The 23,922-nt window shown below is 53.6% G+C and carries 18 protein-coding genes and 2 tRNA genes; 11 read left to right on the top strand and 9 right to left on the bottom strand.

Annotation, left to right across the window (positions count from 1 at the left end; translation table 11 throughout):
- The first annotated feature begins 1 nt into the window (after window position 1).
- Window positions 2-77: transfer RNA gene (locus Q4606_RS17310), tRNA-Val, on the top strand.
- 42 nt (window positions 78-119) lie between these two features.
- Here Q4606_RS17310 and Q4606_RS17305 read toward each other — a convergent pair.
- Window positions 120-1,526: a 3-oxoacyl-ACP reductase gene (locus tag Q4606_RS17305; RefSeq protein ID WP_303608250.1), complete on the bottom strand. Its 1,407-nt coding sequence runs from the start codon at window positions 1,524-1,526 to the stop codon at window positions 120-122.
- A gap of 235 nt (window positions 1,527-1,761) precedes the next feature.
- Here Q4606_RS17305 and Q4606_RS17300 point away from each other — a divergent pair, with 235 nt between their 5' ends.
- On the top strand, window positions 1,762-3,099 hold the full coding sequence (locus tag Q4606_RS17300) for an acetyl-CoA C-acetyltransferase (protein WP_303608249.1): 1,338 nt from the start codon (window positions 1,762-1,764) through the stop codon (window positions 3,097-3,099).
- Between the two features lie 91 nt (window positions 3,100-3,190).
- Window positions 3,191-3,267: transfer RNA gene (locus tag Q4606_RS17295), tRNA-Met, on the top strand.
- A 153-nt stretch (window positions 3,268-3,420) separates the two neighbouring features.
- Here Q4606_RS17295 and Q4606_RS17290 read toward each other — a convergent pair.
- Complete coding sequence (locus tag Q4606_RS17290) at window positions 3,421-5,541, bottom strand: NosR/NirI family protein (protein ID WP_303608248.1); 2,121 nt, start codon at window positions 5,539-5,541, stop codon at window positions 3,421-3,423.
- Window positions 5,542-5,829: 288 nt separating this feature from the next.
- On the opposite strand from Q4606_RS17290, the gene Q4606_RS17285 reads away from it, so the two are divergent.
- The 3 genes from Q4606_RS17285 (at window position 5,830) to Q4606_RS17275 (ending at window position 10,589) form a co-directional block, all read left to right on the top strand.
- Window positions 5,830-6,927 (top strand): porin, encoded by a 1,098-nt coding sequence (locus Q4606_RS17285; protein WP_303597262.1) that lies wholly within the window; start codon window positions 5,830-5,832, stop codon window positions 6,925-6,927.
- Window positions 6,928-7,051: 124 nt separating this feature from the next.
- Window positions 7,052-8,326 (top strand): nitric oxide-sensing protein NosP, encoded by a 1,275-nt coding sequence (nosP, locus tag Q4606_RS17280; RefSeq protein WP_303597261.1) that lies wholly within the window; start codon window positions 7,052-7,054, stop codon window positions 8,324-8,326.
- Window positions 8,310-10,589 (top strand): hybrid sensor histidine kinase/response regulator, encoded by a 2,280-nt coding sequence (locus tag Q4606_RS17275; protein ID WP_303608253.1) that lies wholly within the window; start codon window positions 8,310-8,312, stop codon window positions 10,587-10,589. Before nosP ends, Q4606_RS17275 begins: the two co-directional genes overlap by 17 nt.
- Before the next feature lie 7 nt (window positions 10,590-10,596).
- Here Q4606_RS17275 and Q4606_RS17270 read toward each other — a convergent pair whose 3' ends face one another.
- The 5 genes from Q4606_RS17270 to Q4606_RS17250 form a co-directional block, all read right to left on the bottom strand.
- Entirely contained in the window at window positions 10,597-11,274 is a 678-nt protein-coding gene (locus Q4606_RS17270) for a response regulator transcription factor (protein ID WP_303597419.1), read from the bottom strand.
- Window positions 11,275-11,545: 271 nt separating this feature from the next.
- A complete protein-coding gene (locus Q4606_RS17265) occupies window positions 11,546-12,349 on the bottom strand; it encodes an ABC transporter permease (RefSeq protein WP_303608247.1) in 804 nt (267 codons plus the stop codon).
- Window positions 12,346-13,071, bottom strand: coding sequence for an ATP-binding cassette domain-containing protein (locus tag Q4606_RS17260; RefSeq protein WP_303608246.1), 726 nt, complete (start codon window positions 13,069-13,071; stop codon window positions 12,346-12,348). Before Q4606_RS17260 ends, Q4606_RS17265 begins: the two co-directional genes overlap by 4 nt.
- Entirely contained in the window at window positions 13,068-14,042 is a 975-nt protein-coding gene (locus Q4606_RS17255) for a YVTN family beta-propeller repeat protein (protein WP_303597258.1), read from the bottom strand. The genes Q4606_RS17260 and Q4606_RS17255 overlap by 4 nt, the downstream gene beginning before the upstream one ends.
- A gap of 42 nt (window positions 14,043-14,084) precedes the next feature.
- A complete protein-coding gene (locus Q4606_RS17250) occupies window positions 14,085-15,242 on the bottom strand; it encodes an ABC transporter substrate-binding protein (RefSeq protein ID WP_303608252.1) in 1,158 nt (385 codons plus the stop codon).
- 216 nt (window positions 15,243-15,458) lie between these two features.
- Between Q4606_RS17250 and Q4606_RS17245 the strand changes: the two genes are divergently transcribed.
- Together Q4606_RS17245 and Q4606_RS17240 are read left to right on the top strand one after the other, a co-directional pair.
- Window positions 15,459-16,688, top strand: a complete 1,230-nt coding sequence (locus tag Q4606_RS17245; RefSeq protein ID WP_303608245.1) for an ATP-binding protein — start codon at window positions 15,459-15,461, stop codon at window positions 16,686-16,688.
- The gene (locus tag Q4606_RS17240; protein ID WP_303608244.1) at window positions 16,685-17,341 is read left to right on the top strand and encodes a response regulator transcription factor; all 657 of its coding nucleotides are present in this window, start codon (window positions 16,685-16,687) and stop codon (window positions 17,339-17,341) included. The genes Q4606_RS17245 and Q4606_RS17240 overlap by 4 nt, the downstream gene beginning before the upstream one ends.
- 35 nt (window positions 17,342-17,376) lie before the next feature.
- Here the strand turns inward: Q4606_RS17240 and Q4606_RS17235 are convergent, their stop codons facing one another.
- On the bottom strand, window positions 17,377-18,030 hold the full coding sequence (locus tag Q4606_RS17235) for a pentapeptide repeat-containing protein (protein WP_303608243.1): 654 nt from the start codon (window positions 18,028-18,030) through the stop codon (window positions 17,377-17,379).
- Between the two features lie 73 nt (window positions 18,031-18,103).
- Window positions 18,104-19,960 carry a methanol/ethanol family PQQ-dependent dehydrogenase gene (locus Q4606_RS17230; RefSeq protein WP_303597254.1) on the bottom strand — a complete coding sequence of 619 codons (1,857 nt, stop codon included), beginning with the start codon at window positions 19,958-19,960 and terminating at the stop codon, window positions 18,104-18,106.
- 357 nt (window positions 19,961-20,317) lie between these two features.
- Between Q4606_RS17230 and pedF the strand changes: the two genes are divergently transcribed.
- The 3 genes from pedF to Q4606_RS17215 all read left to right on the top strand — a co-directional run bounded on the left by pedF (window position 20,318) and on the right by Q4606_RS17215 (window position 23,787).
- Window positions 20,318-20,770, top strand: coding sequence for a cytochrome c-550 PedF (gene pedF / locus Q4606_RS17225; protein WP_303608242.1), 453 nt, complete (start codon window positions 20,318-20,320; stop codon window positions 20,768-20,770).
- A 76-nt stretch (window positions 20,771-20,846) separates the two neighbouring features.
- Window positions 20,847-21,800 (top strand): ABC transporter substrate-binding protein, encoded by a 954-nt coding sequence (locus Q4606_RS17220; protein WP_303608241.1) that lies wholly within the window; start codon window positions 20,847-20,849, stop codon window positions 21,798-21,800.
- A gap of 211 nt (window positions 21,801-22,011) precedes the next feature.
- Complete coding sequence (locus tag Q4606_RS17215) at window positions 22,012-23,787, top strand: PQQ-dependent methanol/ethanol family dehydrogenase (protein WP_303597251.1); 1,776 nt, start codon at window positions 22,012-22,014, stop codon at window positions 23,785-23,787.
- Window positions 23,788-23,922 lie beyond the last annotated feature (135 nt).

Raw genomic sequence — 23,922 nt, 5'->3', positions numbered from 1 at the left:
TGGGTGGTTAGCTCAGCTGGGAGAGCATCGCCCTTACAAGGCGAGGGTCACTGGTTCGATCCCAGTACCACCCACCAGATTCCGAAAAAGGGCAAGTCCATTGGACTTGCCCTTTTTTATTACCTGCCGATCAGTGACTGACCGCACACCCGTACAACGTTCCCGTTTACGCCACCAGAAGCCGGGCTGCAATACCAGGCAATGGTTTCTGCAACGTCTACCGGCTGGCCGCCCTGCGAAAGACTGTTCATGCGTCGCCCGACTTCGCGCAATGTCAGGGGCATGGCTGCTGTCATCTGGGTTTCAATAAAGCCCGGCGCTACGGCGTTAATAGTAATGCCGTTCTTAACCTGTTTGGCCATAGCTTCCACATAGCCGATTACACCGGATTTTGCGGCAGAGTAATTGGTCTGCCCGAAGTTCCCGGCGATACCGCTGATGGAGGATATACAGACAATACGGCCATCCTCGCGCAGCAGTTCCCTGCTCATAAGTTCATCATTGATGTGTTCCTCTGCAGTGAGGTTCACGGCGATGGTTATATCCCAGAAATGCTCAGGCATGTTGCCCAGAGTTTTGTCGCGGGTAATACCTGCGTTGTGGATGACCAGATCCACACCGCCAAAATGCTTTTCAACAAAATCGGCGATTTTGACAGGCGCTTCCTGAGCAGTAATGTCGCAGGAGAGGGCTTTACCTTTGATCGCGCGCATCACGTTTTCGAGGTCTGCCATTGCAGGCTCGATATCAAGACCGACTACCGTGGCACCATCCCGTGCCAGAGTTTCTGCAATTGAAGCGCCAATACCCCGTGAGGCACCTGTGACCAGTGCAACCTTTCCAGTGAGCGGAGCGACCGGGTTGATCGTCGGCGCGCTGGCGCTTTTGCCAACTCGTACAACCTGGCCTGAAACATATGCAGATCGTGCAGAAAGGAAGAAGCGGAGGCTGGATTCCAGCTGCTTTTCGGCGTTTGGCGCCATCCACAGAAGATTAGCGGTTGCGCCTTTTTTGCCAATTTCTTTACCAATACTGCGAGTAAACCCTTCCAGCGCCTGTTGTGCGGCAGCCTGAGGTGCTTTTCTGCAGGTTGCCGGATCCTGGCCTACGATTACAACACGAGCGTTGGCTCCGAGCTTTTTGATGGTGGGATGAAAAAAGTCGTACAGAGCGCGAAGGTCTTCAGGACCCTTGAGGCCGGAGGCGTCGAATACCAGTGCTGAAAACTTTGTTTCAATATCTGAGCCCAGCTCAAGCGCCTGAGCTTTATTACCGGCTTTCGATGAGTCTTCCAGGGATGCTTTACCGCTTGCATGATAAAGAGTCGCGGCACTGGCGCCGAGAACGCCGCCAATCGTTGCAATGGCTCTGCCGCCAATGCCGGCACCAACCAGCACATTCCCTTCAATAAAAGGCTGATCCGCCCGTTTGAGCCGGTTCAGCGGCACCGGTGAGGGCAGGCCAAGGGACTGTGCGGCGGTTTTACCAACCGGAGTGTTAACAAGTTTAAAGTAGATGTCAGACATGGCTTCGTCCTTGCGTTGCTATGATGTGTGGAGCATGTTGATTAACAGAGTAAAGAATCCGCCAGCTAAGTGATTGACTCAAGGCCTTTGAGGTCTTGTCAGGCATGCCAATGAGATGATAGTTGTTGGCGCTAGACTGCTTTCATAGTTTGCTCGCTCTAGTTTGAGGGTATGAAGCTTCGCCTTCATACCCTTGCACCTTGAACCCTGGAACTTGTAAAGAAAGGATATCATCATGGCACAGGCTCAGAAGACCAACCAGAGTAAACCCGCGGCTCCAAAACCGGATGCGAAGGGTGTCGGTGGCGTTCGTCGCGTTGCTGTTATTGGTGGCAACCGGGTTCCTTTTGCCCGCTCCAATACGGTTTACAGCAAAGTAAGCAATCAGGAATTGCTGACTTCCGCTTTGCGCGGGCTTGTTGATCGCTTCGGCCTTCAGGGGAAGCGCCTGGGTGAAGTGGTTGCTGGCGCTGTGATCAAACACTCCAGCGATTTTAACCTGACCCGTGAGGCAGCACTGAGTAGCGGTCTGGCGCCCGAGACGCCGGCGTACGATGTTCAACAAGCATGCGCTACAGGGCTGGAAGCGGCGATTCTGGTTGGCAACAAGATTGCTCTTGGGCAAATTGAGTGCGGCATTGCAGGTGGTACAGACACTACATCTGACGCGCCAATCGGCGTGAGTGAAGGGTTACGGGAGATCCTGCTTGATCTGAATCGGGCCAAGACAACCGGTGACCGGTTGAAGATTCTTACCCGCTTTCGCCCCAGCCACCTTAAACCAAATCTACCGCAGAACGGAGAGCCCCGAACAGGCATGTCCATGGGTGAGCATGCCCAGGTGACGGCCCATGAATGGTCTATACCCCGGGATGAGCAAGACCTGCTGGCTTGGGAAAGCCACAGGAAACTGGCAAAGGCCTACGAAGAAGGTTTCTTTGATGATTTGATAACACCGCTTGCCGGGCTTGAGAAGGACAATATTCTGCGGCCTGACACCACGCTTGAGAAACTCGCAACCCTGAAGCCAGTGTTCGATCGCGAGAAGGGCACTATGACAGCGGCGAACAGTACCGCTCTAACGGATGGCGCCTCTTGCGTGCTCCTGGCCAGTGAAGACTGGGCGAAAGCCCATAACCTTGAAGTAAAAGCCTGGCTAACATACTCGGAGGTGGCGGCAGTTGATTTTGTTGATAAAAAAGAAGGTCTTCTGATGGCTCCGACCTATGCGGTGCCGCGTCTTCTGGAAAAAGCTGGTCTTACGCTGCAGGATTTCGATTTTTACGAAATCCACGAAGCGTTTGCAGCACAGGTTCTGTCAACGCTCAAGGCCTGGGAAGACCCAGCTTTTTGCAAAGACAAGCTGGGCCTGAGCAAACCGCTTGGAAGCATTGATCGCAACAAGCTGAACGTGAAAGGCAGTAGCCTTGCCACCGGCCACCCTTTCGCGGCGACCGGCGGGCGCATTGTGGCCACCCTGGCGAAGCTCTTGGAGGAGAAGGGCAGTGGGCGCGGTCTGATTTCTATCTGCGCCGCGGGTGGCCAGGGCATAACGGCAATTCTGGAGCGATAAGTTACTGGAAACTCGGAATAGTCTTTGACAGATGGGGTCGGGCTCCGTACTATGCGCACCTCGGTGATCGAGAGGTTACCAACCAGTTTGATGCGGGGTGGAGCAGTCTGGTAGCTCGTCGGGCTCATAACCCGAAGGTCGTAGGTTCGAATCCTGCCCCCGCTACCATATAAAAGAAAGGCAGATCAGTAACTTACTGGTCTGCCTTTTTTGCGTTTTGAGTCATAGAAAAGCTTGAAGTATTCAAAGAGGCAGAAAGCTGGCTAGCGCCGAGCGGAGGACTATCCGCTCCCTGCGGCCATGCGGATGCACGAGTGCCTGTCAGGGCAGACTGGCATCTGTGGCCAATATGTTTGCCTGTCGCTGCCGTTTTTTATTCTGTAGGCGCTTGTCAACGCATTGAGTTTCGTCGTTCAGTATGACCACGCACTCCAGGCACTGGATGCATTCGTCGTAGTCAATTTCACCGTCTTTACGGATGGCATTAATGCCGCAAGCATTCTTGCAGTGCTGGCAAGGGCTGCCGCACAAGTCCACTCGATCCAGCCAACTGAAGAGTCTCAGCCGGCCGATAATTGCTAATCCGGCACCCAGCGGACACAGGTAGCGGCAATAGAATTTGTGAATGAACATTCCGATTACCAGTAGGCCGACTGCATAAACAACGAATGGCCAATGGCGCACGAAAAACAGAGTGATGCTGGTTTTGAAGGGCTCCACCTCGACCAGCTTTTCCGCCAGTGTCAGGGAATAGAAAGCCGTGCCCACCAGACCGATCAGAATGGGGTATTTAATAAGAATCAGGCGGCGATGCCAGTGTTCCGGCACTTTAATCTGGCGCAGGCCAAGCTTTTCACCCAGCCAGGCTGCCATTTCCTGCAAAGCACCAAAAGGGCACAGCCAGCCACAAAACAGGCCGCGACCCCACACGAATAGGCTGATAAACGTGTATATCCATAAAATAAAAATAATGGGGTCAAGCATAAAGACATTCAGTGAGAAGCCATCCCATATTGCGATGAGAAGCGTGTAAATATTGACTACCGACAGCTGTCCCTGAGCAAAAAATCCGATAAAAAACAGAGTGAAAAACAGAAAGCCCCAACGGAATCGGTGAACCAGTTTCGGGTATTGGCTGAATGTCTTCTGGCGTGCAAAGAATACCGTCAACACAGTAAGCGCGGTTAAAACAATAGCGATCTGCCACCAGCGCTGTTTCCAAAGGCCCACCCAGACGGGCTCGCGCTCATTCATCTCTAATGACGACACATCTACCGTTTCAAAGAGGTCCTCATTGAAGCGGACAGGCACTTCCATTACGACCCGGTCTTTTACCAAATGGTTGCGGGAAAGTTCGATGTTGATATCCATCGTGGCCTCTGTGCCGGGGCTAAAGCCAGCGCTCCCACCAACGCGAAAGAAGTTATGTGCGACCAGGTCCGGCATATTGGTCGCCTGTAAGTTCAGGTCCTCGGCGGATATGTTTAAATCACGCATTTCTACGGCCAACCCGTTCTGTTTGAGGCTCAGGCGCTGAGGATTGCTGCCGGGGGTGAAATTCTCGGATACGTGGGGGTAGTCCCCCCTGGACATAACGATCATTACCTGGACATCCGGGTCCAGTCTCTCTTTCAGCGTGTTATAAGCATCGTCTCCCAACAGGTTCCGACCCACCATGGGAGAGTTAATATAGCCAAAGAAGAGTTGAGTGAAAGGCCCATCACTGGTATCACCAAAATCCCGGGGATAGTCTGCCAAGGGTCTTCCCAGCTCAGATTCAATTTCCTCATGGCTCAGTTCCCATTGCCCTATGTAGCCGCGTTCGAGCAATTGTTGCCATGTCAGAGGCTGAAAAAAATCGGTCTTTGCTTTTGTTGGTGCGGCCTGTGCGAAGCCTTCAAGTTTTCTGCGCGCTACCTGCAAAGCCGACGAAAGTACGGTGTCGTTAATGATCAAAACCGAAACCGTGGCTTTGCTGACGCCGTCAAAATACACGGTGTCACCATTGTCAGCCGATCGCCCGGAGCTTCCTGTATTAGAGGTGTTGATGATGATCTGTTTGCGCAGTGATCTGCCCTCATACTGATCAACGAACTCAAAAAGTGGCGCCTCACCCAACCCGTGCAGAAATACCGGCTCGTGATGGTGCAGCACTTTTACCCCGGTAAATCGGCCGTGTGTGTCCAGCCCTATCAACATACTGATGGGCTTGCCGGCAAAACCCTGAAGCGGGCTAAGATCCACTGATTCGTACGCATAACCCAACAGCTCCTGGAGCTGGTACACCGGATAGACAGGAAAATCGGAGAGTTTGTCCTCAATAACCGTTGCTGATGGAAAGAGTTGTTGAATGAGGGCTGTCTTCTGCTCGGAAAGTTCCGCCCGGGCGCCTGGGAGAAACATAAAGATGCAGATAAAAACGAGCATTGCGCGCCCGGCCATGGATTACCCCTGATATTTTTTTTGTAGGAGCTCTCATGCTATGGGGTTTGTATGCGGACTCAATGCGACCTCCGAACCGGTCACCTGCTACTTTATGGTTGGCCTTATTTTACGTCTTAATCCCAAAGTGCTGTTTCCAATACCTTCCAAGTAACCATAAAACCGACTCCCTCGGCCGATATCTCGGGTTTCTGTATTAGCCGATTATGGAATTCAAGCGAAAGATCACGCTTGTGGCACCTGCAACAGGGGCCATACCCATAATGTCTTTAATGTTCCGGGGGAAATATGAATAACAAAATCAGAAGATCTGGACTGGTAGTGGCAATGGCAGCTGCAATGGGTGCCAGTACTGGGGCAAACGCCGCGGTAGAGCTGTATAACGAAGATGGCACAACATTTTCAGTCGATGGCTACTTCAACGCTTTCTATGTTAATCGAGACAACGATTTGGCTGACACGCAGGATTCCCGTATCAAGATGGGCTTTCTGCCAAACACGATTGGCTTTAATTTCAGCAAAGAAATGGGTGACCTGACTCTGGGAGGGCGCTCGTCTTTCTGGACCTCGATCAATGACAGTCTGGATTCACCGACCGACACCTCCATTGATGTACGCCAGTTCTACGCAACCGTTGATGGTAGCTTCGGGCAAGTGTTGATTGGTAAAGATTTTGGCCTTTATGCGCGCTCCAATATATTCCTCGATGAAATTCTGATGGGCTTCGGTTCGCCGGGCGCGCCCGGTGGCGTATCTTTCGGCAACATTGGCGCCGGCTATGCGTATCCGACGCCATCCGCTCAGATAACCTATCGTGCTCCGGAGATGTCTGGTTTCAATATTGCGGTTGGTGTACTTGACCCAGCGGACACAGTGACCGGCGCAAACGATGAGAACTCAGCTCCGCGGTTTGAGTCGGAAATAACCTACAGCACCGATGTGAACGGATTGGGGTTGACCGGTTGGGTCAACGGCCGCTATCAGTCGGCGGAAAATGCCGGCACTACAATCGACAGTACAGGTGTTGGCTACGGCATCAAGGCCACATTGGAGGGGCTGACTCTGGCCGCGTCGGGATTTACCTCAAAGGGTGACAATCCGGTGTTGATTTCCAATGGTCCAGTAACAGAAGACGATGCTGACGGTTATCTCGTTCAGGGCTCCTACACCTTTGGGCCCAACCGTCTGGTCTTGTCTTACGGTGAGACCGACGCCGAGATTCTGAATCTTGAAACGGAAAGCACAACGATTGGTTTCTTTCATGATGTGAACAGCCATTTCAAACTCGTAGCAGAGTACAACATGTTTGAAGGGAAGAATCGGACAACTGACGTAACCAGTTCTGACATCGATACAATTGCGCTCGGCGCAATCGTTACCTTCTGATCGGTACTTGCGGCGGACGGTTTAATGGGTATCCAGCCGTCCGCCCGACTTTATGGCCTAGGACTAAAGTGCCGGTTTTTCTTATGTAGTAACATCGGGTACTGATACCGGGGTAGTCTGATCAATGACTTACGATCATTTCGGCGCACCTGTAAAGAGCACTCAAGTCGCATTGGCGGGTTGCGCCGAGGCTGTACAATGGGCGGAACGTTCTCGTTCTGCGGAAGTGCTCTCCATGTCATCAGTAACGGACTTGCCTCCCGCCCAGGTCGCCAGCACTTGCCTTCGTGATCCGGTCCTGGCGGCGAAGAAACTTGCCAGTGAACTCAATCATTCCTATCTCGGCAGTGTTCTGTTTTTCTGTTCTGCAGAGTACGACCTTGCATCTTTGGGCCCGGCTCTTGAGCAAGCATTTCCGAATGTGCGTCTTTCGGGTTGTACCTCGGCCGGAGAGATAACCACCCGGGGCTATGACCGGGGTAGTATCACCGCTATCGGCTTCGACAGCCGTTTCTTTTCGATTGAATGTGCTCTGATTCGTGAAATGGATCAGTTTTCACTGCATGACGCTCAAAGCCTGATTGATCGCCTGTTAAACAATTGTCGCAATGCACGACTGGCACCCATTAAAGGCAACACCTTTGCGATCACGCTACTGGACGGTCTTTCCAGTCGTGAAGAACTCGTGCTTTCAACATTGAATGCCGCGCTGGGCAGTATTCCGCAGTTTGGTGGGTCAGCGGGCGATGACGAGCGCCTGACAAACACTCATGTATTTTACAACGGGCGTTTCTACGCTGGGGCGGCAACTGTTCTGTTGGTGAACACCCCATTGGATTTCCGTGTATTTTCATGCCATCACATGATGGGAGGCGATGAGAAGCTGGTTGTCACTAATGCCTGTTCTGACAGTCGAACAGTTTATGAACTGAATGCAGAACCGGCGGCTGATGCCTATGCCCGTGCTGTTGGTGTTGCGGCTGATGAACTGGACAGCACGGTGTTCGCATTGCGGCCTCTGGGTGTAAAGATCGGCGGCCATTACTTTGTGCGGTCCATACAGCGTGTCAATCCGGATAAGAGCCTGACCTTTTACTGCGCGGTGGAGACCGGCATTGTAATGACGGCGATGGCCCCTGGATCCTTGCTCGAAACAGTGCAGCAACAACTTGAAATATCCGAAGATGTTGTAGGTTCGCCGCTGGTTACCATTGGCTGTGATTGCTTTTTAAGGCGCCTTGAAGCTGAACTGACGGGTAAAGCGGCGGCGCTCTCGGATTTTCTGCGCGAACATAAGGTGGTTGGTTTCAACACTTATGGCGAGCAGTTCGACGGCATACATATTAATCAGACATTCACGGGGGTAGTCATTGGCCAGCCTGATGCCGGTTCCCCGTAACGAACAGTCGCAGTCGGAAACTTCGTTGCTTCAGCGTGTTGATACGCTTGAGGCGGATAACGAGCGCCTGCGTAAAATTTGTGACGCACTGATTGTACGCGTGGAGTCCGGAGCGGCCCAGAAGCCTGAACCTTATGCCGCATTTGAGCATTCGGTAGTCCTGGCCGAACAGGTAAGAGAACGCACAGAAGCCTTGAGTCAGGCGATGGAGGAACTTCGCGACAGTAACAAGGCGCTTAACCGAGCCCGTGAAGAAGAAGAAACGACCCGCCAACGGCTGAGCGATGCTATCGAGAGTATCGCCGATGGCTTTGTGCTCTTTGATAATTGCCACCAGTTGATTCAGAGCAATAGCCGCTTTCGTAGTTATTGGCGCTATGCCGGTGTTGAGATACCTGCTCCGGGCACTGATATCGACACGGTTTGGCAGTTGGCGCTCGAGTCGGGTTTGATTGTCGAAGAACATCGTGAGCCAGATTCTGATGGAGTGGTGCTCCTGCTCTCCAATGACCGGTGGGTACAAATGACAGAAAGACCTACCCGTGAAGGTGGTCTGGTGGTTCTTTACTCTGATATCACAGATGTAAAAAACAGCGAAATGGCTCGCCGAATCAAAGCGCTTGAAGAGAGCGAGCGTTGGGTTCGCGTGGTAACGGATCATGTGCCGGCACTGATTGCCTACGTTGGCGCCGACTTGAGTATTCAGTTCTGCAATCAGGTATACGAAGCCTGGTATGGCCTGAATGGCGAGTCGCCCCTGGGCAAGCGCCTTGAGCATGTGCATTCAGAAGAACTATATCATCGGTTATTGCCGCAGATGCTGGAAGCGCTCGCCGGTAACAACGTCAACTTCGAATTTGAAGAAATGGATGGACAGGGTCAGGTCCGCCACATGATGCGTTCCTATGTTGCGAATTTCGATGAACAAGGCGACGTTATCGGCTTTTTCGTGCTCATTCGAGACATTACGGAACGGCGCAAAACTGCGCTCGCTCTGGAGCAGGCCTACGACGACCTCGAGTGCAGAATTGAGGAACGGACCTCGGCTCTGACTGAGGTGAACAATCAGCTACGCCAGGAAATCAGTGAGCGCGCCTCGGCGGAGGCCCGGTTGCAGGAGGCCAAGCAGGAAGCTGAGAAAGCAAACTTGTCGAAAACCAAGTTTCTGGCAGCGGTCAGCCACGACCTGTTGCAGCCCTTGAACGCTGCCCGGTTGTTTACCAGCGCATTGCTGGAGCAGTCTTTTGGCCCTAAAGCGGAGGGGCTGGTGCATTCGGTCAGTACGTCGCTGGACGACGTAGAGAGTTTGCTGGGTACCCTGGTAGATATTTCAAAGCTGGATGCCGGTGTCATAAAGCCGGATGTCACCGCGTTTGACCTCCGCGACCTGCTGAATAACATCGCCCGCGAGTGTCAGCAGATGGCGATTGCAGAGAATCTTTCGCTGGACTTTGTGGCGTCTTCAGCAATTGTGGTGTCTGATTCCCAGTTACTGGCGCGCATACTCCGGAATTTTCTGACCAATGCCATTCGTTATACCAGCAGTGGGCGTATTTTGCTGGGCTGTCGGCGTCAGGCAGGCCACGTTGTGTTGCAGGTATGGGATACCGGCCCCGGCATTCCACAGGACAAACTCAGTGAGATTTTTCAGGAATTTAAACGGATACGACCTGAGGGTTCGCGTCCTGATAAGGGTCTGGGCCTGGGGCTTGCTATCGTTGATAAAATTGCACGTATGCTTGGCCACGAGATCGCCGTTTCGTCTGTTGAAGGCAAGGGCTCGGTATTCAGTGTCAGGGTACCGCTAGGCAAGCTGATGCCGCGACGGGCAACCACCGAAAAGACACTTGATGTGGCCGCGGATCATGGCTTGGGCGGTGCGAGGATATGGGTGATCGACAATGATCACGCTATCTGTGAAGGCATGAGAATATTGCTGGAAGGCTGGGAGTGCCGGGTGACAGCTGCCACGTCGCTGGCCGAACTGGAGCGTCAGTTAGATCCGGTTGTCAGCCCCGTGGATCTGATACTTGCAGATTATCATCTGGACAATGATGAGACAGGTGTAGACGCTGTGGCCAGCATTAATAAACGGCGTCAAAATCCGGTTCCGGTGGTAATGATTACGGCAAATTACACCAACGAACTCAAGCAGCACATTCGCGAGCTTGGTTATGTGCTGATGAACAAGCCGGTTAAGCCATTAAAGCTAAGAAGTACGCTTAACCACATGATCTCTGGCCACCCTCGCGCGCCTCACTGATAAAAGCTTAGCGTTTCAGGTACTGACTGAAATCTACATCACTGGCAGACAAAATAGCTTGCACCCTGTTATGCACACTGAGTTTGCGCAGTATTGCGGATACGTGGGCTTTCACCGTCGTTTCAGCAATGTTCAGGTTGTAGGCAATCTGTTTGTTCGATTCGCCTTTTGACATCCGTTCCAGCACCAGCAGCTGGCGTCGGGTCAGGGAGTTGAGCAATTCCGGTGAAATTGGGTTGTCATCGTTGCGCCTGCGACGGCCAGCGCTTTCTTTTCCCGTGCGAATGATGTCTGAGGGCAGATATACGTTGCCGTTCAGGATCTGTTGGATGGCTTCCGTCATTTGTGCACGCGGCGATGATTTTGTAATAAAACCTATCGCGCCGTAAGTGATGGCCTGGAGCACCACTTGCTTTTCTTCCTCCGCTGAAACAATCACGACCGGAATAGTTGGAGCTTCGTTTCGTAGCGTGATCAGCCCGTTCAACCCGTGCATGCCAGGCATATTCAGGTCCAGCAGAATAAGGTCCAGATCATCGTTTTCCCTGGCGATTGCCAGCGCACTATCGAGGTCGTCCGTTTCAAGAATTTCACTGCCTTCAAAGCCGGATTCGATAACACTGATAATCGCTTCGCGGAACAGTGGATGGTCATCGGCTATCAGTATCTTGTATGCGGGCTCCATGAGTGTTTCTACCTGTTTGTTTTCGGCATCAAGGGTCGTGACCGGACCATCATAGCGGGTTTCGGGAGTATGTGCGGCATGGGGTTCATCAAGCATGGCAACCTCCTGTTGAAGGTTTCCGGCGACAAGTAAAGACCGCGGAACCTCGTTATTATTGTGTCGGCCTCATTACACGCCATATCGGAGTTCAGTAGAACGAGACCATCGCACCAAAAAACTGGCACTAAAGTACTATTTTGGCGGGTTGTTGCCGGTGCCAGCCTGGGCATGCTCATGCTGGTTTACTGCCCAGAATTTTGGTTCTCTGTGGCCGGAAGCCGGTTGTGGCCAAAATAACGAGTATGACTGTAACGCCTGTACTGACTCCCCAGGCTAAAGGACTCCACTGCAGATAAAGCGAGAAACGGATAGTTTCCACTGCGTGGGTAAAGGGATTGAACTGGCACACCCAGTACAGCCAGGGACTGGCTTCGTTCATACGCCATAGCGGGTACAGTGCCGAGGAGAGAAAGAACATCGGGAAAATGACAAAGTTCATTACCCCTGCAAAGTTTTCCAGCTGCTTTATCCAGGTGGCAATCAGCAACCCCAGTGCACCCAGCATTAAACTTGTTAAAATCAGCGCCGGCATTACGGCCAGATAGCCCCACATCGGTGGCTTTACGTCCACCAATAATGCGATAAACAGGAAGATATACACCTGAACCACCGACACCGAGCCCATAGCCAGCAGCTTTGTTACCAGCAGAAAAGGCCGCGGTAGGGGGCTCATCAAGAGAACCCGCATGCTGCCCAGCTCGCGGTCGTAAACCATCGATAGCGCTCCCTGCATGCTGTTGAAGAGTATGATCATGCCGCAGAGCCCTGGTGCAATGTAGGTTTCGTAGGTGATATAGGTCTGATAGGGCGGGATAATGGATATTCCAAGAACCGCGCGAAAACCGGCGGCAAACACAACCAGCCATAGCAGTGGCCGCACTAACGCACTGGCAAACCGTGTACGTTGTTGCCAAAAGCGCAGCCATTCACGAGTCTGAACACCGGCGAAACAATGCCAGTAAGCGATGAGTTTCACGAACTCACTCCGGTAAGTGATTTGAAGGTTTCCGCGAGACTGTCCGTGGCCGTCTGTCTGCATAGCTCGTGGCCGGAGTCGTCAGCCATCAGCTGGCCAAGGTGTAAAATCATTACACGGTCGTGCTCTTGTACTTCTTCAATCAGATGGGTAGCCCAAAGTACCGTGAGTTTGTCTTCGCGGCAAAGCCGGCGAACATGTTCGTTCAGGGCATTTCGGCTGGCGATATCCAGGCCTGCGGTGGGCTCGTCCAGCAACAGCAATGTGGGTTGGTGCAGCAGGGCACGGGCAATTTCTACCCGTCGCCGGTGGCCGCCATTAAGTGTTCTTACCGCGTCGTTGGCCCGGTCCATTAAATCAAACCGTTCCAGCTCCCGGTCCCCGCGCCGTCGCGCCTGCTTACGTGAGAGTCCGTGCAGAGCGCTGTGATACATAAGGTTCTGGCGTACGCTCAGATCCAGGTCCAGTGCGTTTTGCTGAAACACCACACCGATCTGGCGCATGGCCTCGGCGGGGTGCTTCTTCAGGGATCGCCCGGCGAGCAGAATGTCGCCCTGCTGCAAAGCGAGCAGGCGTGTCAGCAGACCAAACAGGGTAGATTTACCCGCCCCGTTAGGTCCGAGCAGGGCGTGAAAACGCCCCTTGTCGAGAGCAAAATTGATGTCTGTGAGTACCGGTTGGCTACCGTAGCGAAAACCGATATCCCTGGCGGTCAGTGTCATGAGTTAGGGTCGATCACTACGCCCCAGGGGTAGCGTCCCACCTTGATTGATTTAATAACCTTCATGTCCTCTATATCAATCACTGACACATCGCCGGAAACACCATTGGTGGTGTAAAGCTGAGTTTGATCCTTGTTCAGGTCCAGCTGCCACACCCGGCTGCCAACCAACAGATAATCCAGCACTTCGTAGGTTTTGGCATCCACCACCGCCACGTGGTTTGCGGGGCCAAGTGCGACAAATGCATATTTGCCGTCAGACGTCAGCTCAATGCCAACGGGTTGCACCCGGTCCTGATTGACCCCCGGCACTTTGAAGGACATTTCGTGAATCTGCTCGAGTTTGTCCACGTCAATGATATGAACGGTGCCGCCAATTTCCGCTGAAGCCCAGGCGATCTTGCTGTCTTCGCTGAATTCCACATGTCGCGGGCGCTGGCCCACCACAATGTTCTTGTCGATTTCAAACGTTTCAGTGTTGATCCAGTGCAGCATGCTGGTGGTTTCCGAGGTGTTCACAGCCCACTTGCCATCCGGGCTCACGGCCATGCCTTCGGGTTCTATACCGACATCAATCTGGGCAAGAACAACCTTGGTGGAGACGTCGACCACGGTTACTATCGCATCGTCTTCGTTGGCAATGTACAGGTGTTTATTGTTCGGATGCAGGGCGAACTGCTCAGGGTCTTCACCCGAGGGCAGGGTGTCTATAATTTTGCGGCTGGCCAAGTCCAGCACCTGAACGGTATCGTCATCGCTCGCGCAGATGTATAGCTTGGTGTAATCCTTGGACAGCAGAATGCCCCGCGGCCGGGCACCAATCTCAATGGTTTCGACGACCTCCATGGTTGCGGTATCAATCACCGACAAGGTGTTGTCCTTCTCGTTGGACACGTAGGCAACACTTGCCATTGCAGGTGCGGACAACCCGATAAGGGAGGCCAAAACGGTTTTTCTGAGCAGCGATTTCATCGGTAAACTCCTTATTGTTCTGAATGGCGAGCGCGCAGGCGGTCAGCCGTTGATACGACAATTACTTTCCGGCTCATCAAAGCCGAGGGTGTCCATTTCGGTGCGCGGGTGAATAAAACCCTCGAAGGGTGCAGTTGCCACCAAACCTCTCGGATGTATCAGGGGAATGGGTTGGCGTAGCTGGCCATTCCACTGCCGGTAATTCAGTTTTCTGCCCTTGAAAGCGGCCAATTGAAAGCGGTCACTGAAGATAAACTGGCGGATACTGCTGGCATCAGCTTGTCCCGTTTGAGTAACCGCGGTGCCCACTGAGCGAACGGCCGTCCAGGCGGCATAATCGGCGCTGTTCATATTACGGCCGGCCAGTTCCTGGAAACGGCTTTGCAACTGCGCCGCACCCCAGCTTTCAACAACTCGATGCCAGGCCACCGGTGACATGCCCTGAGTGCCAACCACGGGGCGTGGCAGCCATGTATTGAAAGGCACGTATTCGCCAAAGTCGCCGCGCACATCCGCCACCACTACCGCGTCATAGTCTTTTGCCTGGGTGAAAAGTGGTAACTCCTTGGCGGCAGTGCGACGCAGGTCTGCATCGAAGGTCCAGGGCTTATCTTCAATAATTTTCACTCCGAAACGCTTGGCTGAACGGCGAAAGGCGTCGGCCCATGCAAGATCTTCTGCGGTGGGGCCGGTGATCAGAAATACCGAGCTCCAGCGCCGCAGTTGTAACCACTGGTTAAGGGCGTCTGTGAGCATGGCGTAACTGGGGATGGTGTGCAGAAGGTTGCTGTTGCACTCCCGGGTTCGCAGCGTGTCGTCGGCGGCACCTGCGTTAAAAACCAGAGTGTCGGCGTTTGCTTTGTTCATCATGGCAGCCAGTGTGCTGGCAGGCACGTTGGCCACGAACACCTGAACGCCCTGCTGTTGTAGCGCCTCAAATTCAGTAATGGCTGCCTGTTCCGAATCCGTCACCTGGGTAGTTAGCTCATAGTTGTGCCCCATGAACTTGCCCGTAGTGCTGTTGTCGGCGATGGCCAGTTCAGCACCGCGTAAGCCGGCATCTTTCGGTTCGGGCAACACATTGGATAGCACCGGCCCGGTATCTGGTTTCCATTGCAGGTAGCCGATGCGCACATTCAGCGGGTCTGCCGCAGTGGCGGGTAGTACGGTCAGAGCGGCGAGTAGAAAAGTGACGACCATAAGTGATGGTCGGAACCTTAAACGAAACACATAGTGAAGCATGGCGCTCTCCGGTTTTTATTGTGTGACCAGCTTAGTGAAGGGAAAAAGTCCCGGGAATATTCAGAAAGTAGGAAACTGCCAGTACTAAAGGACTATTCCGCTCCCGGACAGCTTGTTTAGCATGGGATACAAGCATACGTGCTGGCTTTCCATGCACTTTATCGAGCACTGAAAATGACGGTTTTCCGGAAGATTTCCCTGCTGATGCTGCTCCTGTTTACCGCTATTTATGGCGTGGGTGCAGTACTGTATGTGCAGCAGGCTCAGTACGATATTGGTCGGGAACTGGCGGCGGTATCCGGCGTTGCTCAATCTTTGGGGGCAGCGGAAACCTTGCCTCCGGATGTGGTTCAGTCCCTTCGTCACATGCGCCCCACACAGGGCTCCGGTTCAGCTGTCAATCATGAAGTGCCTTTCTGGTTTGCTAGCATCGTTACTGGCGAACGTGCTTTTGAGGTGGTGAACGGCTGGCGTATAGATCCAGCGGACGAAGTGGAGGAAGTCTGGGAGGGCTTTGTGCTGATATCGGCTTCCTACGCGGTGGGGATGGTGTTGTGTTTTTTGGCGCTGTTCTGGATGGTAAAGCAGGGAGTGCGGCCGTTGACCGAACTCTCCTCTGCTATGGCTGCCGTTGCCGACGGTTGTCTGGCGTCGCGTTTGCCAAGCCAGCGGGTTATGGAGCTGGACACCCTGGCGCAGCGCTTCAATCATATGGTTTTAGCACTTGAGAACGAGCAGCAAACCGTTAGCCGTCTGCTCAACGAGTTGTTGCAGCTGCAAGACCGGGAACGGGAGCACATTGCCCGGGTGTTGCATGATGATCTTGGCCAGTACCTGACGGGTATTCGCGCCCAGGCAAAAAGTTGGGTTTATGACCCGGAACTGAACGAGCGCCAGAAGCAGCAAGCCCGGGACCTGGCTGGGCATTGTGAAACGGTTCAGCGGCACTTTCGTCACCTGCTACAGGATTTGCATCCGTTAGCGATGGAACAATTGGGCCTGGCAGGTGCCATTCAGCACCTGGCCGAGCAGTGGCAGCACCTGAGCGGTCTGAATTGCCAGCTGACGATGGATGAACACTTGGCAGACATGTCCGGAGAGCAACAAACGCACCTGTATCGATTTCTGCAGGAAGCCCTGAATAATGTATCGCGTCATGCGAACGCAACCTGCGCCACGCTTGCGGTCACCCAGAACGCAGGTGAGCTGCATATTGAACTGCGTGACGATGGCGCAGGTACCGACAATTTTCCTGAAAAAGCCGGATTGGGACTGCGCTCGATGCACGAGCGAGCTCGTTGTCTGGGGGGGCGTGTGCGATTTTTGAGCAAGGTTGGCGAGGGCACCAAAATACAGTTAGCCGTTCCGCTGCATCCGTCCTGTGCGTTTGGGAGCCTACTATGAAACTGATGATTGTGGATGACCACCAGGTGGTTCGCCAAGGCATTGCGAATTTGCTTCGCTCTATGATTCCTGGCATCGAGGTCACCGAGGCGGAGAACGGTCAGCAGGCTGTCACCCAATATGGCCCGTGTCGGCCTGATGTGTTGTTACTGGATATGGGGCTGCCGGATATCTCCGGGCTTGAGGTTGGGCGACGTGTTCGCCAGCGCTGGCAGGGGGCCGCTATCCTGTTTTTTACTATGCACGATGAACTGCCTCTGGTGCGCCAGGCGTTGGATGTGGGCAGTATGGGATTTGTATCCAAGAGCTGTGCGCCGGAGGAACTGGCAGAAGCCGTCAAGCGAGTGGCGTCTGGTCAGCCCTACATTGAGCATGCCATTGCTACACGACTGGCAATGAATAGCGAACGGCCTGTTGATTATCGTCTGAAAGATATGACCCAGAGAGAAATGGAGGTTCTGTTGATGTATGCCCGGGGCGACAACGTTTCGGGTATTGCAGAGCAGCTTTGTATCAGCAGCAAAACCGTGTCCAATCATTTGGCGCTGTTGAAAAGCAAATTACAGGTTGGTTCCTCCGTGGAACTGATACATCTTGCAGTAGACGCGGGCCTGGTGCGTTATGGCCAGCGAGGTGCTGGCCAAAGATCCTGAAACCGGCTCCTGACGACAACCCTGTGAGACTCCGGTTACCAATCAAACGGGCATCCTGTGCAGCCCTCCATATAAGTCCCTTCGAAGGTTGCGTAGTGAATTCTGCTGTTGGTCAGGTTTGCGTCTGCCAAATTGGCCAGCCCGAGCTTTGCTTCCTGCAGGTTAGCCCCATGCAGGTTGGCACCCTGGAAATCGGCTTTGGGTAGCCAGGCAATTTCGAAATTGCTGAAAGACAGGTTGCTGCCTTGTAGCCTGGCGCCTGAAAATCTGGAAAAGGAAAAATTGGCACCGGTCAGGTCTGACTCGCTGAAGTCTGCACCCTGGGCAAACAGGTATTCGGCCTGCATTCCCTGAAGCTTTGCGTCGCGCACCTTTGCGCCGCGCATCGTGGCTCGGTAAGCCTGCAGACGATAACCGCTGACACCATCAAGGTTAGCGCCGTCGAGATTGGCGCCGCGCAAGCTGGTGTGGTTCAGGTTAGCACCGCTGAGGTTGGCGCCTTTGAAATTGGCACCGCGCAAATCCATGTTCGATAGGTCAGCGCCTTGCAGGTCAACGCCTTCGCATTTGGCGTTTTGCTCCAGAACGCAGCCATTGAGCACCGGTGGTTGGTCTTGTCCGGCCATGTAGTCGCCGGCCATAAGGGGGGATGTGAGCAGTAAAAGCGAAGCGCTGATAAGCAGTTTCATAATGTAAACTCTACAGTTATGTGCTCAGGAAAAGGGCCTGGTGCGTTCACACCAGGCCCGGATGGCTTGGAACTTAACGGGAAGCCTGCGCCCAGGAGGGCAGCTTGAATACCCAGAATGAACCGCCTTGTGAGATCGGCTTGGTTAGCTCGGCCATATCACCACCCCACAAGGGAACTGCTCCACCGTAACCAGAGGCCACGCCAACGTACTGCTCACCGTCCATCTCCCAAGTGATGGGCGAGGAGATAATTCCGGAACCTGTCTGGAATTGCCAGAGTACCTCACCAGTTTCAGAGTTAAAGGCCTTCAGGTAGCCATCACCTGTACCGGTAAACACCAGTCCGCCTTTTGTGGTGAGCACGCCGCCCCAAAGTGGCATATTTTCTTTATGTTCCCATTCAATCTCGCCACTGACCGGGTCCATAGCTCTGAGAATGCCGACATGATCATCGTACATGCGCTTGATACGGAAACCTTGTCCGAGGTAAGCCGCACCTTTCTTGTAGGTGACTTCTTCTGTCCAGTAATCTTCTTTCCAGTGATTGGCTGGAATATAGAACAAGCCGGTGTCAGGGCTATAGGCCATCGGGTTCCAGTTTTTGCCACCCAGGAATGGTGGTGACACTTCAATGGACTCGCCGCGGCTTTCGCCTTCTTTGACCGGTGGTGGGCGTTGGCCTTTATTTTCCATCGGGCGCCCATCATCACCAATGCCAGAGGCCCAGGTAATGTTGTCAACAAATGGAAAGCCCTTTTTGAACTCGCCATTGGCGCGGTCAACTACGTAGAAGAAGCCATTCCGGTCCGCATGGCCGGTAGCTTTTACGGTTTCGCCGTCTTCGGTGTATTCGAATAGCACCAACTCGTTGTTGCCCGAGAAATCCCAGGCGTCGTTAGGGGTGTGCTGATAGAACCATTTAACTTCGCCGGTGGTTGGGTCTACACCCACCTGGCCAGAGGTATACAGGTTGTCATAATCGGCGGGGTCGCCACCAGGAGAGGTGCGATGCCAGGTATTCCAGGGTGCCGGGTTGCCAGCGCCAACAATAATGGTGTTGGTTTCAGCATCAAAGCTGGCGCTTTGCCAGGGGGCGCCGCCGCCTTGGCTCCAGGCCTCTACTTTTCCGGTTTCAGTGTTGGGGTCATCAGGCCAGCTCGGTGCATTTACATCGCCGGTCGGGGTGCTCTTCTCTCCATTCAAACGTCCGAAATGGCCTTCCACGAAAGGGCGCATCCAGACTTCTTCACCGGTTTCAGGGTCTCGGGCAAACAATTTACCTACAACGCCGAACTCATCGCCGGAAGACCCGTGAATCAGCAGAACCTTGCCGGATTTCTGATCTTTGACCAGAGTCGGGGCTCCCGTCATGGTGTAGCCCGCTTCGTGATCGCCAAACTTCTCGCGCCAAACCACTTTGCCGGTATCTTTATTCAGGGCAACGATGCCAGCATCCAGGGTGCCAAAGAACACCTTGTCACCAAAAATCGCGGCACCGCGGTTGACCACGTCACAGCAGGGGCGAATGCCCTCGGGCAGACGGTGCGTGTACTCCCATAGACGTTTGCCGGATTTTGCATCCAGGGCAAATATGCGCGAGTAAGATGCGGTAACGTAAATCACGCCGTCGTGAATCAGCGCCTGGGACTCCTGTCCGCGCTGCTTCTCGTCACCAAACGAGAAGGACCAGGCCGGAACCAGCCGCTCCACATTGTCCCTGTTCAGGGTGGTCATCGGGCTGTAACGCTGGGCTTTTGGGCCGATTCCGTAACCCAGCACGTTCTCCACGGATTCAGCATCGTTGGCAATATCGTCCCAGGTTACTCCTGCAGCGTGACTTTGCGTTGCGACCAGACCGCTACCGGTACCCAAAAGCAAGGCCAGACCGATTCCACGTATTAATGGGCGTTGTTTGCTTATGATGTTCATATTCGTTCCTCAGGTTATTGTTGTGACGTCTTCGCTGTTGTACTCGACGCACTGAGTATTGGCCTGAGTCGCCGCCCACAGCGACGGCAAAACCCATTAGAGAATCGGGAAAAAGCCATAAAAAACCGGGAAAAATGCCCGTACGCCCTCTTTGTGCCTGATAAATGGTCCCTTTACGGCGGGCAGATATGCCTGTCGTGCTTTGGGCTTCGCTCCTACTGTCTACTACCAAGGAACTAAGCCGAGACCTCGAAAGTGGCATTCGGATTTTCTGGGGGTGTTCTTACACTGGTTGCAGTTGCTGGCAGCTCATAAATCCAACAGCCAGAGCATCAGGCACCAACAGAGGTAAGAATCATGGCACGCTCCTTTTCACTCTCCTTTTTACGCTTGTTACCCGTCAGAGCGCTGACAACGGCGGCCTTTTTAAGCGCTGCGGGCTTAGTTGTTGCGCATGGCAACGTGACCCCCCAGGCTGTTGATACCGGCGACCTCCCGGTACTGGGCGAAGAGGTACTGTATGAAAACCCGTTCCGTGAAGGCGGCTCCCACGCCGATGCAAAGTCACTCGCGGTAGAGATCGGGGAAAGTGCATACGCTGGCAATTGCGCTGCCTGTCACGGTATCAGAGCAATGTCGGGTGGATTGACTCCGGATTTGCGCGAACTCTCAGAGTGGGACGACGAGTACTACATGACGAGGGTTCAGAACGGCACCGACCGTGGTATGCCTTCCTGGAAAACTACCCTGGATCAAAACGCCATCTGGGCAATAAAAACCTACGTCGAATCATTGCCCAAGCCCGAGTGAACGGCTTTGGTGTCAAAAAAACATGTTCGATAATGGGCTGGCGTCGCGCTGGCCCTTTGCCGTTGGGGAGAAAATAATGAAAGCGCTATTTCTGTGTTTGATGATGCTGGTGTTTCAAGCGGGCGTTGCACAGGAGGTAGACGACGGCGATATGCTTCTGAACCGCCCGGCGGAGCGCACCTACGACATCATTCTTGAATCCGGGTACCTGAAAGTTGGCGTTTATCAGAACTTCCCACCGTATTCCTATATGGCCGATGGGGAGCCGCAAGGCATTGATGTCGAACTGGGCAAGCGCATTGCGGCAGAGATGGGCGTAGAGTTCAAAGTGCACTGGATAGTGCCCGATGAAAACCTGGGTGATGACCTTCGCAACAATGTGTGGAAAGGACACTATCTTGCCAAGCGACGATTGGCGGACGTGATGATGCGGGTGCCATACGATAAAAAATACGCCTATATGCAAGACTCCACAGGCGAATACATGAATGAGCAGGTTGTCCTGTTCGGGCCCTACCAGCAGGAGACCTGGCAGATTGCCTACAATCCGCAAAAGATGGAGTCGGTCGACACCATCGCGATGTTTCAATACCACCCGATAGGCGTGGAAATTGACACCCTGCCAGATTTTTACCTGACCTCGGGGCTGAATGGTCGTATTCGCGACAAAGTACGCCACTATGCCAACGTTCAAGAGGCGTTTGGTGCTATGCACGATGGCCAGGTCAGCGCTGTTATGGGCATGCGTGCCGAAATTGATCATGAGTTGGCCAAGAAAGAAAACAGCAATTTCAAGGCGGCCGGCAATGGATTTCCGGGCATTGGCAAGCAGGTTTGGGATGTGGGTATGGCTATCAAGCACACCCATCGTCAGCTGGGTTACGCGTTGGAAGAGATTATTGGAACCCTGGTGAAGTCGGGCGATCTGGACACCTTGTTCGCTGAGCAGCGTTTGCGCTACAGCCTGCCGCAATACTACCGGGAATTTCTGAGTGAGGAGGCCATTGCCCGGGCTGAAGGTAGCAACTGACGTCTTCTGGTGAGCATTTTCAAACTGTAGATCTAACCGAAGCCCGTGCACTTGGCACGGGCTTTTTGTTGGGTAGTACGACCAAGTGATGAGAAAACCACATCCGCGGTGGCATTGTTGATTGCGTGGGCAAAGCGAAGAATCTGCTAACAGACGGGAAAACTTCCCGGCTTACCGAAAACCGACAACAAGAGACTCGGAGAACGCAATCATGAGACCCAACAGATTCGGCATTCGCATTGCAGTCAGCACCCTGGCGTTGGCTGTGTCCTGCGGCGCCCAGGCCGTCACCGACAACGATATCCTTAACGATGCCAGCACACCAGAGGACATCGTCAGCTATGGCATGGGTACTCAAGGTCAACGGTTCAGCACCATTGAAGACTTGAATACCGATAACATCCGCTTTTTGCAGCCGGCTTGGGCGTTTTCATTTGGCAGCGAAAAAATGCGTGGCCAGGAATCCCAGCCCATGATCAAAGATGGGGTGATGTATGTGACCGCGTCTTATTCCCGTGTATACGCCATTGATGCGCGCACTGGTGAAGAGCTTTGGCAATACGATGCTCGCTTGCCGGACGGCATTATGCCTTGTTGCGACGTGGTTAACCGGGGCGTTGCCCTGTACGGCGATAAAGTGTATTTCGGCACTCTCGACGCCAAGCTGGTGGCTTTGAACAAAGACACCGGCAAGCCTGTGTGGATTAAAAAGGTTGCCGATTATCAGGCAGGTTACGCCATCACGGCTGCGCCGATTGTGGTCAAGGGAAAGCTGATCACCGGGGTGTCGGGCGGTGAGTTTGGTGTGGTGGGCAAAGTAGAAGCCTATGATCCCGAAAGCGGTGACCTGATCTGGACACGGCCTACGGTTGAAGGCCACATGGGCTATGTCTACAAAGACGGCAAGGCCGTCGAGAACGGTATTTCTGGTGGCGAAGCCGGTAAGACCTGGCCGGGTGATCTGTGGAAAAACGGTGGTGCCGCAACCTGGTTGGGTGGGACCTACGACCCGGACACAGATTCGCTGTTTTTCGGCACAGGTAACCCTGCACCCTGGAATTCGCACCTGCGCCCGGGCGACAACCTGTTTTCATCCTCGCGTCTGGCTATCGACCCTAACGACGGAAGTATCAAATGGCACTTCCAGACCACGCCCCACGACGGTTGGGATTACGATGGTGTGAACGAGCTGATTTCATTCAACTACGAAGAAGATGGCGAAAAAGTGATGGCAGCGGCCACAGCTGACCGTAACGGCTTTTTCTATGTTCTTAATCGTGAGAATGGCGACTTCATTCGCGGTTTTCCCTTCGTCGACAAGATCACTTGGGCTACAGGGCTTGATCCGAAAACCGGCCGGCCTATTTATGCAGAGGGTGGGCGCCCGGGTGATCCGTCATCAATAGATGGTGCAAAAGGCGAGACAGTTCTGGCACAGCCGGCGTTCCTGGGTGGTAAAAACTGGATGCCAATGGCGTTTAGCCAGGACACAGGCCTCTTTTATATACCCTCGAACGAGTGGTCTATGGATATCTGGAATGAGCCGGTGTCTTACAAGAAGGGTGGGGCTTATCTGGGGGCAGGCTTCACCATTAAACCTGCGAATGATGACTACATCGGTGTCCTGCGGGCGGTGGACCCGAAAACCGGAGAGGAAGTGTGGCGCTATGAAAACCCCGCACCTTTGTGGGGTGGGGTAATGGCCACCGCTGGCAATCTTGTGTTTACCGGTACTCCGGAAGGTTACCTGAAAGCGTTTGATGCCAAGACTGGTGAGGAACTATACAAGTTCAACACTGGCTCTGGTGTGGTAGGTACGCCAGTAACCTGGACGATGGATGGCGAGCAATATGTTTCCGTTGCGTCGGGTTGGGGTGGGGCTGTTCCGCTATGGGGTGGCGAAGTAGCCAAGGTAGTTAAAGATTTCAACCAGGGCGGTATGGTGTGGACGTTCAGGCTGCCGAAGGACCGCGTTGCCAGCCAGTAACGCCCAAATGCAATGAGCGTGGGCGCCAGAGGCAACAATGAATAGCTCTGGCGCCTACTACCAAGGGAGGAGTTTTTCGCCTCTATCGCAGCATTCAACAGACAGCCGTTAGTGCCTATATTGATTCCGTAAATG

This window comes from Marinobacter sp. 1_MG-2023, from assembly GCF_030549045.1.
Classification (GTDB): domain Bacteria; phylum Pseudomonadota; class Gammaproteobacteria; order Pseudomonadales; family Oleiphilaceae; genus Marinobacter.
This window is presented reverse-complemented; position numbering and strand designations above follow the sequence as displayed.